Genomic DNA, 15,254 nt, shown 5'->3' with positions numbered 1-15,254 from the left:
CTTCCAACGAAAGGGGAGAGTACTATGTCACTGCGCTTTGTTACAGGTCGCTCTGGAACAGGAAAGACTACTTTTATTGAACGAGAAATTGCACAAGAATTGAAAGAACGGCCGATGGGAGCGCCTATTATCGTCATCGTACCCGATCAGCTATCGTACTCGATGGAATATAGCTTATCCGTCAAATCTGGATTGACTGGTATGATCCGTGCGCAAGTACTTACATTCAAGCGTCTTGCATGGCGGGTCCTGCAGGAAGTCGGCGGCATTACACGTGAAGAGGTAGATAGTTTCGGCTATCGCATGCTCGTACGCAGTGTGCTAGAAGACAATAAGGAATCGTTCAAGCTATTTAAGCAAGCTGCTTCGAAGCACGGGTTCGCTGAGCAAATTAGTGACATCATGAAGGAATTTAGTAAATATTGTATCGATCAGCAAGCATTTTCCGAATTGATGACTTCGCTTGCCGATCAGCAAGCTCCTCGAATTTTGCAAGATAAAGCGCATGACTTGCACTTGTTGCTTGAGAAAATAGAAGAACGTCTCGGAACGACCTATATGGACAGTGAAGGGCAACTAAATGCGTTAGCTGAACAGTTAGCGCATTCGGAGTGGCTGCAGGATGCGTCGATCTACATCGATGGATTCGGCGATTTCACGACACAGGAATACACGATTATTACGCAATTAATGAAATATACGAAACGCGTTACGGTCGTGTTACCAATGGAAGAAAAAGTGCATAACAGCGAGCATGAATTATTCCATACAGCACAGCAACAGTACGAAACGCTTCAGCAGCTGGCTTATAGTGAATCAGTCGATCGTGAAGAACGTATTCATTTGACAGAGTTGAAACGCTTTTCCAGTAAAGAATTGGCGCATTTGGAAGAGCAGTTTGATCACTATCCTCCTGAATCGTTTGAATCGGAAGGCGCAATCCAACTAATTGAAGCGTCGAATCGCCGCGCGGAAGTTCATGCAGTGGCGCGTTCGATTCGCAAGATGATGCGTGAAGGCAAGCGTTACCGAGGGATGACGGTTGTCAATCGTCAACCGGATGTCTATAACGAATTGATCCAGAACATCTTCACGCAATATGATATTCCTGTGTTCATTAGTCAAAAGAAACCGATGCTTCATCATCCGTTGATTGAATTTGTGCGTTCATTGCTTGAAGCGGTGCGGACAGATTGGTCGTATGAAGCGGTGTTTAGGGCAGTGAAGACGGATTTGTTTTTTCCGATCAATGAAAGCAAACAAGTGTGGAGAGAGCGGGCAGACCGTTTGGAGAATTTCGTACTGGCTAAAGGAATCCATGGTAAATCTCGCTGGCAAGATGAAGAGCGTTGGAAGGTCAGTCGCTATAGAGGTCTGGAAAAAGTCCGTACCGTACAGACGGATGAAGAACTCGCGACTCAAGCAGAGTTTGCTGAGACCCGCGATAGGATTCGCGAACCAATTGAGCAGTTACAGCAGAAGTTAACGTCTGCTCGTACCGGTCAAGACGTGGCAGAAGCGCTGTTTTACACAATAGAATCTCTTCGTATTTACGATAAAATAATAGAATTGCAGCAAACGGAACATACAACAAATCGTTTGCAAGCAGCAGCGGAACATGAACAAGCGTGGACGAGTTGGATTAATGTGCTGGAACAGTTTGTACTGATGTTCGGGGAGAAAGAACTGCCGATTGCAGAAGCTATTAAAATATTGGATGAAGGATTCGATACGCTAGAATTCAAATTGATTCCGCCTTCGCTCGATCAAGTCACTGTGACGACGATAGAGTTATTCAATGCGATGGATGTTGAAGCGGTGTTTGTACTCGGTGCGAATGAAGGGATATTGCCTTTGCGTAATGATCATGAAGGGTTGCTATCGGACAGTGACCGTGAGTTGTTTAGTGAAATCGGCATGACTCTCGCACCTACCACCAAGCTTCAGCTCATGCGGGAATCGTATATGGTGTATCGAGCGTTTACCGGAGCGAGTGCGCATTTGACTGTCAGCTATCCCATTGCGGATGAAGAAGGGAAAGCGTTAATTCCATCACTTTACATTCCTAGATTACAGCAAATCGTATCGAATATACCAACGGAGATCGCCGTTATGGAACCAACGGAATTATCCGAGGTTGAAGACAAGCTTACGTATATCGAACACCCGGACGTGTCGCTGTCCTATGCGATTCGTATGATGCGACAAGCTTCAACACAGGAAGAAATCGCACCTGAATGGCAAGCGGTTCTAGCGTATTATAAGGAAGATCCACTGTGGTCTTCAGTTATAGAGTCCATCGTTCAACCCGCATTGAAGCGACAGAAGACCGAGTTGCTCGATACCGAATTGACGACGGGCTTGTATGGTTCGTCCTTTACAACGAGTGTATCCAGGATAGAATCGTATTACAGTTGTCCGTTCCAACATTTCACGACATATGGTCTGAATTTGCAAGAGCGTTTTGAATTCCAGCTGGAAGCACCGGATATCGGGGATTTATTCCATGCGGCATTGAAATGGGTATCTGACGAAGTGATGCGCCAAGGTTTGTCCTGGGCTGCGTTGACGAAAGAACAGTGCTGGCAGTTAGGTCGTGAAGCGATCGATGCACTAGCGCCGAAGTTCTTCCATAGAATTTTATTGTCGAGTCCACGCTATGCGTATATTCAACGAAAGTTGATGCAAATTATTCAACGGACGATCCGTGCACTACAGTCGCAGGCGCGTAATTCAAGCTTTACGCCGATTGCGATTGAGGCAGGTTTTGGTCCGGATGAAGAAATCGCACCGCTTGAAATCAATTTGAAAAATGGTCAACAGATGCATATTAGAGGACGAATCGACCGAATTGATACGATGAAAAAAGACGATCAGACGTATTTGCGAGTAGTCGATTACAAATCGTCAGCTCGTGCGCTTGATTTGACCGAAGTGTATTATGGCTTATCGCTACAAATGCTGACGTATTTAGATGTTGCACTCGAGCATGCGGAAGATTGGCTCGGTGTTTACGCAAATCCCGCAGGTGTGCTCTATATGTATGTTCACAATCCGATGTTGCGTTTGACAAAAGAGTTAAACGAAGAGGCTGTGGAAAAAGAGTTATTGAAATCCTATAAAATGCAAGGCTATATAGTGGAAGATGCGGACGTTGCACTGGCGATGGATGACCATATTGAAAGTGAGTCGTTAATTATTCCAGCACGATTAAAGAAAGACGGCTCGTTTTATTCGAATTCGAAAGTCGTGCCTCCTGAAGATATTAATATCTTACGTTCATTTGTCCGCAAGAAACATCAGCAGGCAGGAGACGGCATGCTGTCAGGTGATACACGTGTCTATCCGTACCGCCTAAAAGAACATATGCCGTGCACGTTCTGTTCGTATCAGTCAATTTGTCAGTTTGATAGTACAGATCCGACACAGCCTACACGGAACTATTCGGCCTATAAGCCGGAAGAATCACTAGAAATGATGAGGAAGGAGATCGATATAGATGCGAATTCCAGATAAGCCGCCACATGAGACATTTACGGACGATCAATGGAAAGCAATCCATGCATCCGGTAAAGATATTCTCGTATCTGCCGCAGCAGGTTCAGGGAAAACGAAAGTCCTCATCACGCGGATGATTGAAAAAGTATTGAACACGGAACACCCGATAGACGTGGATCAGCTACTCGTTGTGACATTCACAAATGCGGCGGCTGCCGAAATGCGTCACCGTATGGCTAGTGCACTCGAAGAAGCAATCGTCAAGGATCCTTCTTCCGTCCATTTGCGCAGACAGTTGAATTTACTGAATAAAGCACAGATTTCATCGTTGCATTCATTTTGTCTGCAAGTCGTTCGGCAGTATTCATATGTATTGGATATAGACCCCGGATTCCGTATTGCCGATGCAACAGAGGCGGCGATTTTACGTGATGACACGATTGCCCTTGTGTTGGAAGATGCCTACAGTCAGCCCGATCCGGAAGCCATTTATCGTTTGAGTGATAGTTTCACAGCAGACCGGAATGATCAGGCGATCGAGACGCTGATTGATAAACTCTATGATTATTCCCGTGTACATCCGAACCCATCGCAGTGGCTAGAACTCATTCCACAGCAATATGAAATTGGTGAGGATGCGACGATTGACGAATTGTCGTTCATCGAATCGCTGAAAGTATCGATTCAGCATACGCTTGAAGAAGCTAAGACGGTTGCGCGCGATTTGCAGCGAGTAGCAGACATGAGTGATGGACCGGCACCTTTGCTTGAAACCGCGAAAGCTGATGAAGCATGGATTGACGGAGCGCTCGACTATATGCTTCACGGGAAGTGGGAAGATGCCTTTGCGTATTTCCAGACGTTGAAGTGGGTCAAAGCAGGTACGATTCGTAAAGGTACATGTGATGAAGACTTGGCTGCACGTGGTAAGACGATGCGTGATCAAGTGAAGAAAATGGTCACTGCATTAAAAGATACGTACTTTACTCGCACACCTGCCAGATTATTAGAAGAAATTCGTTTGATGGCACCACTTATGCACACGCTCGTCGGATTGGTAGAGGATTTTGCGGCGCGTTACCAAACGTTGAAAGAAGAACGCGGCTTAGTGGATTTCTCGGATCTCGAACATTATGCGTTACAGATCTTATCCGAAGAAGTCGACGGGGAGCGAGTACCTTCTGATATTGCGAACGATTACCGAAATCGATTTGCGGAAGTATTGGTAGACGAGTATCAAGATACAAACTTCTTACAAGAAGCTATTTTGCAGTTAGTGAAGCAAGGCGGAGAAGTAGATGGCAATTTATTTATGGTAGGGGACGTCAAACAATCAATATATCGATTCCGTTTGGCAGAACCAGGTTTATTTTTAGGGAAGTATGATCGCTTTACATCTGAAGTAGGAGATCAAGGATTGAAAATTGACTTGAATGCCAACTTCCGGAGCCGTAAAGAAGTGCTCGATGCAACGAACTATATTTTTAGGCAAATCATGGGAACGCGTGTGGGAGAAATAGAGTATGATGACGCGGCCGCGTTAAAATACGGTGCGCAATATCCCGAAAAAGACGTATCTGCGGGCTTGACGATTTTGTATGAGAATGAAGAAGATGACAAGTCGCAAGAGGAAGAAGCCCAGCAAGAGCTGAAGAAATCCCAAGTGGAAGCGCGGTGTATTGCACAGAAGATCAAGGCGTGGAAAGATCAACAGGCGCAAGTAGCGGATGCATTTAGTGGTACACAACGTCCGCTCGAATACCGGGATATTGTCATACTCATGCGGTCGATGACGTGGTCGAGTGAAATTGCGGATGAACTAAAAGCCGCTGGGATTCCTGTCTATGTATCTTTATCTTCGGGCTATTTTGACGCGATTGAAGTGATGATTATGCTTAATACATTGCGTGTCATTGATAATCCATACCAAGACATTCCGCTCGTGTCGGTGTTGCGTGCGCCATTTGTTGGCATGACTGAAAATGAACTCGCGCAAATTCGCCTCGTCAATCGCAATGCGACGTTTTATGAAGCACTGCAAGTATTCATGCAGACAGGTGGTGCGGGAGTGAATCCAGCTACACAGCAAAAGCTTCAACGGTTTTTCCTATTACTTGAAGATTGGCGGAATATGGCGCGGCACGGTTCGTTATCCGAATTGATCTGGCAAGTTTATCAAGATACGCATTACTACGAAATGGTCGGGATTTTGCCAAACGGTAAACAGCGCCAAGCCAATCTGCGTGCATTACATGACCGGGCGATGGCCTACGAGAAGACGTCGTTCCGTGGATTGTTCCGTTTCCTTCGATTTATCGACCGCATGCGTAAACGCGGAGATGATCTTGGGGAAGCGCGGTTCTTGAGCGAAAAGGAAAACGTCGTGCGGATCATGACCATTCATTCATCGAAAGGTCTAGAATTCCCGTATGTATTTTTAGCGGGAATGGGACGTCCGTTTAATAAAATGGATTTCCATAATCCGTATTTGTTTGATCAGCATTTCGGACTCGCCGTCAAAGCGATCGATCCGGATAAACGGATCATGTTCACGTCACTACCGTTTCTAGCGATTAAAGAGAAAAAGGAGCTAGAGATGCGAGCAGAGGAAATGCGCGTACTCTACGTAGCCATGACACGTGCTAAAGAGCATTTGGAATTGATTGCCTCTGTTAAAGATATCGAAAAGACGATAAACAAGTGGCAAGAAGCACAGTTATTGGATGAAGAGGATCCTTTGCCGGAATACACACGTTCACGGGCAACCGGTTACCTCGACTGGATAGGACCAGCCGTTGCGCGTCATATGGATTTTGGTAAGTTTGGTAAGACGACAGGCGGGGAACTAATCGCGGATTCTTCATCATGGGAAGTCAATGCTTTGCCATTTTCTGCTTTTCATCATACGAATGAAGTGGAGATCGAGGACTGGATACCTGTCGATCAGGAAAATGCCATGGCGGATCCCGAGTTGGTGGAAGAAGTGCGAAGCCGTTTTGATGCGCATTATCCGTTTGAATTTGCGGTGGAATTATCTTCGAAACAATCTGTCAGTGAGTTAAAGCGGATTGCGTTGCTTGAGTTAGAACGAGGAGACGCGGATCCGTTTGAAAAAATGGAACAAGGCGCCACGAAACGCATCTCCAACCTTCATGCACGACCATCGTTTTTACAGAAACGTTCATTGACGACTGCGGAAATTGGAACCGCGATGCATACCGTCATGCAGCATCTGGATTTGAAAGAGAGACTCGATCAAACGAGTGCCAAAAAATTTGTCAAGCAGCTTGAAACACGTGAACTGCTGACAAAAGAAGAAGCAGCTGCGATTGACGTTCAGGCGATTGTAGCATTTTTCGAGACGTCACTAGGCAAACGGATGAAGCAAGCCGATGAGGTGTTGCGTGAAATGCCGTTTACTTATGCGCTGCCAGCTGTTGAAGGTGAATTTCAGTTGCTACAAGGTATTGCCGATTGTCTATTTCATGAAAACGGCGAGTGGGTACTCGTGGATTATAAAACGGACGATGTCAGTAAGTTTCGTTCTGATGCGGCAATTGCCAAAGAAATGCAAGTTCGGTATGGCACTCAGTTAAATTTGTATAAGAATGTGTTGGAATCCATTCTTTCCATCGAAATTAAAGAAATGGTGCTGTACTTATTCAGTGGAGCAAAAATGATTCGCTTACAGGAGGAATATGTTTGAAGTTGACTCCTACATCTTTAACAGAACGAGTGGAAGCACTTGATTATTTGAGAGGTATTGCGTTACTCGGGATATTGATTGCAAATATGCTTCATTTCCACTCACCGTATGCGTATATGGATCCGTATTCGTGGTATACCACTCCGCATGAGCAGTCGATGTTTCATTTTATCGATGTGTTTATAGAAGCTAGTTTCTATCCGCTATTCGCCATGTTATTTGGCTATGGCGTGAATATGCAGTATGAGAAATCATGGAGAAATCATACACAGTTCGCGCCATTCATGGCACGCCGTATGGGGATTTTACTGATTTTTGGTGTGCTGCATGCGTTGCTCATTTGGTCAGGGGATATTTTGTTCACCTATGCGTTGATGGGATTCATCATGATTGCGGTGATCCGTATTCCAAAAAAGTGGTTATTGACACTTTCACTCGTGATTTATTTTGTGCCCACGCTATTGTTGTACGGTATATTGGCGCTGACTCGCAGTAAGTCCACTTCGAGTATGTTGGATGGATTCGTGGATACACAACAGATCGAACGTGCGATTTCCTCCTATGGAAACGGAACGTTCAGAGAAATCCTAGCTTTCCGTTTGAATGAATTCATTACTTTTGAAATCGTCGGTTCGATCACAGCAGTCTTTATCATATTGCCTTTGATTATGTTCGGTGCAGCATTATCGAAATTCAAGATGATTGAGCGTATGTATGCGTTGAAAGGAAAGTTATTTCTTGCGATGCTAGTATTCATTCCGATTGGCATAACCTTGAAAAACATTCCAAGCTGGGACGGGCCGAAATTTGAGAATATCTTACTCATTCAATCCATAGTGGGTGGCCCCGTTCTGACGCTTGGCTACGCAGCATTATTTTTATTGCTGTTTCAAGTTCCGTTTTTGAAAAGAATGACACAACCGTTTGCGAATGTAGGCAGAATGGCGTTTACGACGTATATTATGCAGTCAATCATTGCGACGATGATATTTTATTCATATGGAGTAGGTCTGTATGGTAAAGTAGATATAGTGACCGGCACGTGGCTGGCACTCGGGATTTTTGCGATTCAGCTCATTATAGCGCAGGTATGGTTGGCGAAATTCCGAATGGGGCCACTAGAAGCTGTGTGGCGGAAGTGGTCTTACGGAAAGAATTTCGTCGTTAAAGAGGAAAAAAAGTAGATTTTGTCGTAACATAGGAATATGTGAATTCACATGGAAAGGGTTGGGTATTCAAATGAAATTATTGTCATTCCGTTACGAGGGACAGACTTTATTCGGACCAAAAGTTAAACGTGAGGAAGCTGTATGGGATCTACTCGCTATGGCGGAAGCTTTGGAACAAACTGATTTCCCCAAAACGATGATTGAAGGCGTTTCACATGGGATGGATTTTGTGGAGGAAGTTCGTAAATTGGTAGAGAAAACTGAAGTTGAAGGCAATGTAGAGCAGTTCAAGCATGCGTTCACTGACATCGAATGGTTGTCTCCAATTCCACGCACACCGAAAAATGTCTTGTGTGTTGGTAAGAACTATCTTGACCATGCAGAGGAACTTGGATCCAAAGTACCTGAGAAATTAATGCTATTCACTAAGTCTCCAACAGCAATCGCAGGAGACGAGCAAACATTATCGATCCATAGTGACGTGACGGATTCATTGGATTATGAAGGGGAATTGGCTGTCGTTATTAGTAAGACAGGCAAAAATATTCCTAAGCAGCTGGCGTATGATTACGTGTTTGGTTACACAATTGGTAATGATATTACTGCGCGCAATATTCAAACAGAGCACAAACAGTTCTTCCTAGGAAAGAGTTTAGACGATTCTTGTCCGATGGGTCCTTATGTGGTGACGAAAGACGAAATTCCCAATCCGCAAAATTTATCAGTCGTTACGAAAGTGAATGACGAAGTGCGCCAAAACGGCAATACGTCCAATATGATTTTCAAAATTGATGAGTTGATCGCTGAAATCTCTAAGTATGTCACATTAGAGCCAGGTGATGTCATCTTGACAGGTACGCCAGCGGGTGTTGGTAAAGGTATGACACCACCAACCTACTTAAAAAAGGGCGATACGGTAAAGGTATCCATCGAAGGCATTGGTACACTAGTTAACCGTTTTGAATAATAGGCAGGTCTATGAAATAAGCTTCAGAATAGTCGTAGTTTGAAAGATATGGTAGGATATTAATCGACTAGACAAATAACGAGGTGGAAGAAATGGGATTTTTAACTGATACAACTCATATGCATATTTTTACATGGGTAGTAGGCATTGTACTTTTTTTAGTTACAGCAAGCATGGCAAATGGAACAAAAGGAAAAAAGATTACACATATGATTTTGCGTCTGTTCTATGTATTGATCATCATCACGGGAGCTGCGCTATTCTTTAAGCATATGAGTATTGATTCTATGCTATATGGCATCAAATTTGTCCTAGGTATTCTGACAATCGGATTTATGGAAATGGTTCTGGTTCGCGGTAGTAAAGGGAAGAACACAGGTCTTATGTGGATTCTCTTCATCATCGCATTACTTGCAACGATGTTCGTAGGTTTCAAATTACCGGTAGGTTTCAACTTTTTCGCATAATAATTACTGACTAGTATAGGAGATGAGCCAATGGCCACACAGGTTGGCTGGATATTTTTGATTGTGATCCTGTTACTGATGGCACTGTTTGCTGTCTCCGTTTTGGTCAGTGCGCGTAAACAACGGGATCCGGACTTCTTTGCTGAAGACGATAACTAATGTGCGCAAGCAGTGGGGGATCTTTCCTCCACTGTTTTTTTTGGTTCAGAAACTATACTTTCACAAGATTGCCGTATTTACAGAATGCGTCACAGGTTTTTCTGAGAAAGAATGGCATGGTCCGTAGCCGTTTGATAAACTAAAAGAAGAGTTTGTATGAGGAGGATATACTAAAGTGAAACGAATAATCGGACTACTGGCAACGTGTATGCTTGCCCTTTCGATAGCACTACCTGCTTTTGCAGATACTGACCGGGCTTTCAGCGACGAAAGTATCTATGATTTACTTGTCGACCGTTTCAATAATGGGATCGAATCAAATGATATCGAAGTCAACGCACAAGATCCAGCTGCGTTTAACGGTGGCGACTTTGCCGGAATCAGCAATCGATTACAACACTTGATCGACATGCACTTTACGATGATTTCTGTCGGACCGGTTTTCAAAACAGCTTCATATGATGGAAATGAAGTTCTTGATTATGATGAGATTGAGCCGCACTTCGGTACAGCGGAAGAGTTCATCGCATTAATTGAAGAGATGCATGCGAATGATTTAAAAATTATGGCGGATTTTCCTTTAGTAGGTGATGTTAGCGATCCTGCTATACAGCAAGAACTGACGGATGCTGCTGTACAATTTGTTTCCGATTATGAGTTGGACGGGCTTCGTTTGACATTACTTGATCATGCGAATACGGAGTTCCTAAACAACATGATTGAAGCCGTGAAGGATGCGAACAAGGGGTTATACGTGATTACAAATGAACAGAGTGATGCGTCATTTGACAGTGTACCGGCTGAAAAACAAAGTGCAGCCATTCAGGAATCATTCGTGCAAGTAGATCCAGATACTTCTTCATTGGATCAGTTTAGTAATGACGATGCAGGTAAATTACTGCAACTTGATGATTTAACTGGACCGCGTTTTACATATAAAATGGTGGAACTTCGTCAATTCCCGCCGACACGTTGGAAAGTCGCAACGGTTGCACAATTCATGCTTCCTGGAGTTCCACTAGTTCCTTACGCAACGGAAATAGCCGTGAATGGTAAAGAAGCACCGGAATCTCATCCGTTCTTTAATTTTAAAACCGATATGGAGTTACATGAGTGGATTGGTGATCTAAACACTCTTCGAAATGATTCGGAAACACTTCGTACAGGTGATTTCAAGATTTTGCATAATAAAGACGGATTTGTCGTATTTGAACGATCTTCTGAAGATGAGAAGTGGATCATTGCGCTCAATAATACGTCGAAAGTGCAAAGCTTGGAGCTTGATCCTGCTGAGCTTGGAGAGAATAAGAAACTTCGTGGCGTGCTTGGTCAAGATTTGATTAAAGAGACGAAGGATAATAAGTATCACGTGGTCCTTGATCGTGAGTTGGCGGAGGTATATATCGTCGAGGAGGATAAAGGGTTTAATACGCCTTATCTGATTGCTTCGATTATGGTCGTTGTTCTGTTTGTCTTGTTCTTGTATATGGTTATACGCAAGGGTAAGCAGGGTCGGACTGAGGAAGCTGTTAGAGAGAAGAAGTAAGGGGTAAGGCACCGTTGATCGACGTTCCGGGCGGACGCTATCCCATGGGCCCGCGGTGAGCCAACTAGTCACTACGTTCCTTCAGTTGTCTCACCTGATCGGGCTGATCCATCGGTCACCGCCCTGCACTTACGATCAACTAGGCTAGCACATTAAACTTAATGCGTTAATTCATAAAGAAGAAAACCCAAGATCAGTTCCTAGTTTGGAATTCATCTTGGGTTCTAGACAGTCTGCGGTGTATGCAGGCTGTTTTTTTATTCGTTTTTTGTGTGATTGAGGAAGAATAGGGCGATGGTTCCGGGACCGGCGTGTGAACCGATGACGGAGCCTATTTGGTGGATTTCGATTGCTTTTGGTTGAATGACTTCTTGGATCATTTCCTGAAACTCTTTGGCAGTGGTCAGGTCATCCCCGTGGCTGATGGCGATGGTTTGTTGTTGAAGATTACTGCCGCGTTCTTCCATCACTTCAATCATACGACGTAGGACTTTTTTGCGTCCCCGATGTTTTTCGATTGGGACGAGTTTTCCGTCTTCTACGTGAAGCAGTGGTTTAATGTTGAGCAGTCCGCCGAAAAATGCGCTCGCTTTAGATACACGACCACCTTTTGCCAAGTAGTCCAGGTCTTCTACTGTGAATAGATGTTCCATATGCATCGCCATGGTGCGAATTTCTTGTTCAATTTCTCGCATGCCGAGGCCTTCGTTGCGCAGACGGACCGCTTCTTTTACAAGTAGACCAATGCCAAGTGAAGCGCAGTGTGTGTCGATGACTGCCAAGTTCATGGAAGGGTTGTCACCTTTTACTAGGTCACTCGTCATAACGGCTGTTTGGTATGTTCCTGACAGCTGGGAGGAGAAGGCGATGTACATACCGTCTTCACCGGACGCTGCAAGGTCTTTCCAGCTGGTCATCATTTTATCGGGTGAAGCTTGGGATGTCTTTGGTTGTTGTCCCTCGCGAATCGCATCGAAAACTTCCTTGGAGTTGATCTCGACGATATCTTCGTATTCTTTCCCGTCTAGAAGAACGCTTAACGGGAATAGTTCTACTTCGTTATCTGTAAAGAAGTCTAAAGGTAAATCACAAGCGCTATCCGCAAAAATTTTCATTTCTTTTCCCCCTTATATGACGATGTTTTTCTGTAAGGATAATCGCTCTTCTAGTATGCGTGAAATTCCGTCTTCATTATTCGTATCGGTTATTTCGTCTGCAATGGATTTCAAACGGTCGATCGCATTCCCCATTGCGACACCTACCCCCGCATAGTCGATCATTTCGAGGTCGTTGTCTTCGTCTCCAAATGCGATGATTCGGTCAACCGGTACGTTCATCCATTTCGCAACCGCGTCAATGCCTACTGCTTTATTGAGGCCGTGACGAACTATTTCCACGATGTTAAATGGAGTCCCCCAACGCCGATGATCGATGACTTCTGCATGCAAGTCTTCAAGATGCTGTCGAATCGGATCAACTGTTAACGGGTCGGCTTGAATTAACAAGCTAGTTGGATCGGTTCTTAATGAATTCCGAATATCACCAGCAGTGATGAGTGGATTACCAAAGTTTAAAATGTCTAAAAATCGTTCATCATGATACTGCGCATAGACGTCATCCATGACTTCCGCTATGATATTTTTAACTGGGAAGTTCTGCATGGCATCTACTACTTCATTGACAACTGGTAACGCAATCGTTTCGTGAATAGTTTGCCATGAACGATCGGTAGGGTGGTGAACAAAGGCACCGTTAAAGTTGACGATGGGTGTGGTCAGATCAAGCTGCTGGTAATAGACTTCACTAGCGCGGTATGGTCGACCAGTCGCAATCATGACGTGGTGGCCTTGCGAAACAGCCTTACGAAGTGTCTGTTCTGTTTTGGGTGAAATGATTTTTTCATCCGTCAATAATGTTCCATCTAAATCTAAAACAATCAAATGTGGTTTCAAAAAAATCCTCTCCTACTAGTGCTAATACTTTCAGATTGTTATGTCTTTATAGTTTATCGTTAACGGTGTAAGTAAGTCAAAAAAATGAGTGATAAGGCGAAGGTATTGTCTTATCTGTTACATGTTGCTATTCTAACATAACAGTAAATGATTGTAGGAAAAGAGGAATCGTCATGATTATTCGTTCAGAAAAATGGCAAGAGATCCCGGTACTTCATATCGTGGAAGAGTCAAAAGAGAAAGAACGCATTCCTGTTGTACTATTTTTTCATGGATTTACTAGTGCGAAAGAACATAATTTACACTACGCCTATAATCTAGCAAAACAAGGAATTCGTGTGATATTACCCGAAGCTAAACTGCATGGGGAACGTTCAAAATCACTCGATGAGTTTCAACTAGCCTTAAGCTTTTGGGACATCGTGTTAACTTCTATTAAAGAAGCAGATGTTTTACATGATGAACTATATAAAAGAGAATTGATCGATGACGAAACATTAATCGGCATGGGTGGTACTTCAATGGGTGGAATCACGACATTCGGCTGCCTCGCGAATTATGATTGGATCGACGCAGCTTCCGTCATGATGGGTTCACCTGCATTCACGCGCTTAGCGAAAGGACAAATTTCTTACGCAGAGCGTGGCGGTAGGGAAATCCCGGTGTCTCAAGAAGAACGCGAGCAACTATTCGCAGCGCTTGATCAAGTAGATCTATCACAAAATCCAGGCAGACTACATCAGCGTCCACTTTTCATTTGGCACGGAGAACAAGATTCGATGGTACCGTTTGAGTTTACGAAAGAATTTCACGAGGAAATTCAAAAGGATTACGTAGAGCAGCCAGAGCTTTTGAAGTGGATGCCTGACGAAAATGCAGGCCACTCCGTTTCACGTCCAGGAATGCTTGCATCAGTCGATTGGCTTGCACACCATTTGCGTGCAAGGTAGTATGTTGGTAAGATAAGATTACTACACAGCAGAGAGGAGCATTCCGATGAACACAGAAGAAGAAATCAAGCAGTATTTATTTGGTGCGTTGGAAAACGTCATCGACCCTGAATTAGGTATTGATATCGTCAATCTTGGATTGGTTTACAATGCAGAGTTGCTCGACGAAGGAGTCGCGAAAGTGACAATGACGCTGACATCAATGGGTTGCCCAATGGGTCCACAAATTGTAGCGAATATTGAACAAGAGCTAATGGAACTTCCAGAGGTCAAGGATACAGTGGTAGATATCATTTGGAATCCACCATGGTCCCGCGATAACATGTCACGTTATGCCAAGATTGCACTAGGCGTACGTTAATAGAATACATCAACCACACCGTTTTATATGGTGTGGTTTTTTTATGGAATGGATAGGCTGGCAGTAGTGTTGGGGTGGGGATTTACGCTTCGGAGGGGACGCGGTAAGCCTACTGTTCGCTAGTGCAAAGATATGCTCCTGACGCTTCATTTTTACTCGCAAAAACAGTTCTTCGTGACGGATCTCGTTCCTATAGTTGTCTCAATTATTCGGGCTGATTCTCTCCGTAACAATAGCCAGCATTATATAGAATAGGCTGACGAGGTGTTGCGGTAGGGGATTGGCACTTCGGAGGGGACGCGTTCTGGAGGGCCCGCGGTAAGCCCCCTAGTCGCTGCGCGCCTTTAGTGGTCTTACCTGATCGGGCTGATCCTCCCAGAGCATTCCTGTTTGGTTAGTGGAGCCCTATTGAAATAGAAAAGTCCCCTTGGTATGATTCGGGGGTGTCAAGGCATCGACTACTTGACCCCTAATAATAA

General features: G+C 44.3%; 11 protein-coding genes. 9 read left to right on the top strand and 2 right to left on the bottom strand.

All coding sequences use genetic code 11. The features are described 5' to 3' along the window. Window positions 1–24 precede the first annotated feature (24 nt). The 7 genes from addB to CSV77_RS13535 all read left to right on the top strand — a co-directional run bounded on the left by addB (window position 25) and on the right by CSV77_RS13535 (window position 11,512). On the top strand, window positions 25–3,516 hold the full coding sequence (gene addB, locus CSV77_RS13560; protein WP_099673805.1) for a helicase-exonuclease AddAB subunit AddB: 3,492 nt from the start codon (window positions 25–27) through the stop codon (window positions 3,514–3,516). Beyond that, window positions 3,500–7,204, top strand: a complete 3,705-nt coding sequence (gene addA, locus CSV77_RS13555) for a helicase-exonuclease AddAB subunit AddA (protein ID WP_099673804.1) — start codon at window positions 3,500–3,502, stop codon at window positions 7,202–7,204. Before addB ends, addA begins: the two co-directional genes overlap by 17 nt. Next, a complete protein-coding gene (locus CSV77_RS13550; RefSeq protein WP_099673803.1) occupies window positions 7,201–8,388 on the top strand; it encodes a DUF418 domain-containing protein in 1,188 nt (395 codons plus the stop codon). Before addA ends, CSV77_RS13550 begins: the two co-directional genes overlap by 4 nt. Before the next feature lie 55 nt (window positions 8,389–8,443). Next, the gene (locus tag CSV77_RS13545) at window positions 8,444–9,340 is read left to right on the top strand and encodes a fumarylacetoacetate hydrolase family protein (protein ID WP_099673802.1); all 897 of its coding nucleotides are present in this window, start codon (window positions 8,444–8,446) and stop codon (window positions 9,338–9,340) included. Window positions 9,341–9,432: 92 nt separating this feature from the next. Continuing rightward, entirely contained in the window at window positions 9,433–9,807 is a 375-nt protein-coding gene (locus tag CSV77_RS13540) for a YisL family protein (RefSeq protein WP_099673801.1), read from the top strand. Window positions 9,808–9,837: 30 nt separating this feature from the next. Continuing rightward, window positions 9,838–9,966 (top strand): hypothetical protein, encoded by a 129-nt coding sequence (locus CSV77_RS17295; RefSeq protein WP_255407104.1) that lies wholly within the window; start codon window positions 9,838–9,840, stop codon window positions 9,964–9,966. A 175-nt stretch (window positions 9,967–10,141) separates the two neighbouring features. Beyond that, window positions 10,142–11,512 (top strand): alpha-amylase family glycosyl hydrolase, encoded by a 1,371-nt coding sequence (locus CSV77_RS13535; protein WP_099673800.1) that lies wholly within the window; start codon window positions 10,142–10,144, stop codon window positions 11,510–11,512. 257 nt (window positions 11,513–11,769) lie between these two features. Here CSV77_RS13535 and CSV77_RS13530 read toward each other — a convergent pair whose 3' ends face one another. Next, window positions 11,770–12,627: a DegV family protein gene (locus CSV77_RS13530; RefSeq protein WP_099631045.1), complete on the bottom strand. Its 858-nt coding sequence runs from the start codon at window positions 12,625–12,627 to the stop codon at window positions 11,770–11,772. Between the two features lie 12 nt (window positions 12,628–12,639). Then, window positions 12,640–13,464 (bottom strand): Cof-type HAD-IIB family hydrolase, encoded by an 825-nt coding sequence (locus tag CSV77_RS13525; RefSeq protein ID WP_099673799.1) that lies wholly within the window; start codon window positions 13,462–13,464, stop codon window positions 12,640–12,642. A 173-nt stretch (window positions 13,465–13,637) separates the two neighbouring features. Here CSV77_RS13525 and CSV77_RS13520 point away from each other — a divergent pair, with 173 nt between their 5' ends. Both CSV77_RS13520 and CSV77_RS13515 read left to right on the top strand, forming a co-directional pair. Next, the gene (locus tag CSV77_RS13520; protein WP_099673798.1) at window positions 13,638–14,414 is read left to right on the top strand and encodes a prolyl oligopeptidase family serine peptidase; all 777 of its coding nucleotides are present in this window, start codon (window positions 13,638–13,640) and stop codon (window positions 14,412–14,414) included. 46 nt (window positions 14,415–14,460) lie between these two features. Beyond that, entirely contained in the window at window positions 14,461–14,775 is a 315-nt protein-coding gene (locus tag CSV77_RS13515; RefSeq protein WP_029052483.1) for a metal-sulfur cluster assembly factor, read from the top strand. Window positions 14,776–15,254: the final 479 nt, after the last annotated feature.

The sequence above is a fragment of the Sporosarcina sp. P16b genome, assembly GCF_002743065.1.
Taxonomy (GTDB): domain Bacteria; phylum Bacillota; class Bacilli; order Bacillales_A; family Planococcaceae; genus Sporosarcina.
Note: the sequence above shows the minus strand (reverse complement) of the source record. Positions and strands in the feature narration are given on the sequence as shown.

What these genes read in the sequence shown, in the direction of transcription:
- CSV77_RS13540 (WP_099673801.1), top strand. Translation starts at nt 9,433, where the DNA reads ATGGGATTTTTAACTGATACAACTCATATGCATATTTTTACATGGGTA.
- CSV77_RS17295 (WP_255407104.1), top strand. Translation starts at nt 9,838, where the DNA reads ATGGCCACACAGGTTGGCTGGATATTTTTGATTGTGATCCTGTTACTG.
- CSV77_RS13530 (WP_099631045.1), bottom strand. Translation starts at nt 12,627, where the DNA reads ATGAAAATTTTTGCGGATAGCGCTTGTGATTTACCTTTAGACTTCTTT.
- CSV77_RS13545 (WP_099673802.1), top strand. Translation starts at nt 8,444, where the DNA reads ATGAAATTATTGTCATTCCGTTACGAGGGACAGACTTTATTCGGACCA.
- CSV77_RS13515 (WP_029052483.1), top strand. Translation starts at nt 14,461, where the DNA reads ATGAACACAGAAGAAGAAATCAAGCAGTATTTATTTGGTGCGTTGGAA.
- CSV77_RS13520 (WP_099673798.1), top strand. Translation starts at nt 13,638, where the DNA reads ATGATTATTCGTTCAGAAAAATGGCAAGAGATCCCGGTACTTCATATC.
- addB (WP_099673805.1), top strand. Translation starts at nt 25, where the DNA reads ATGTCACTGCGCTTTGTTACAGGTCGCTCTGGAACAGGAAAGACTACT.
- addA (WP_099673804.1), top strand. Translation starts at nt 3,500, where the DNA reads ATGCGAATTCCAGATAAGCCGCCACATGAGACATTTACGGACGATCAA.